At 39.5% G+C, this 691-nt stretch carries 1 protein-coding gene and 1 pseudogene; both read right to left on the reverse strand.

Annotated features, from left to right (window positions below; translation table 11 throughout):
• Positions 1 to 160 precede the first annotated feature (160 nt).
• Positions 161 to 430 (reverse strand): annotated as a pseudogene (locus tag KIV40_RS29240) (PTS fructose transporter subunit IIC); the annotation flags it as partial.
• Between the two features lie 13 nt (positions 431 to 443).
• On the reverse strand, positions 444 to 691 hold a 248-nt coding region (locus KIV40_RS29245; RefSeq protein WP_285352736.1), incomplete at its 5' end, for a PTS sugar transporter subunit IIA.

Below are 691 nucleotides of genomic sequence, written 5' to 3' on the forward strand. Positions count from 1 at the left end.
GGTATAGCTAACCACTTGTAATACCTATCTTATTATTGAATGCATGTAGCCTAGTTAAGTTGATGTGAGCAACGCAATACCAATGCTTCCGCATACTACCTTAAACACTAAACGCAACGCATAGCAAAAATGCCACCTTTGTACAGTTAAACAAATACTTAAAGCCGCCAAGAATGATTGGGAAAAGAACAAGGCCTTTGATACCGATGTTAGAGATGTCTGCCAGCAAGCCGTCTGCTGTAACCGCACCTTTACCTGATGCCATGACGGCTAAAGCTAACAAAACACCACCGGCTACAATGAAAGGTAGCATGTGAGATGTACCAAAAAGCAGGTGGCCTTTCATGGTACTTAGGAGTTTTTTATAGTCGCTATTTTTATTATTAGAATTACTACTGGTATTCGTAGTTTGGTTCGCTAGGGTACTCATAATTGTCTACGCCTTATGAATTAATTAAAATATTAAGGATTTGATGTACATCTTTTGCGTTATGGATATCTTGAATAAATTCATCGCTGAATTTTCCAAATAGTTCTTGTAATACATAAATATGATGGTCAGCACCGTTGTCTGGTGAAGCAATCATAAAAAACACTGTTGGGTTAATGCCGTCTTCATCGCCATACTCAATACCTTCGCGCTTTACACCGACAGCAATCGCAGGCTCTGTTACTGCCTTGCTTTTCGCGT

It is taken from the genome of Vibrio sp. D173a (genome assembly GCF_030248475.1).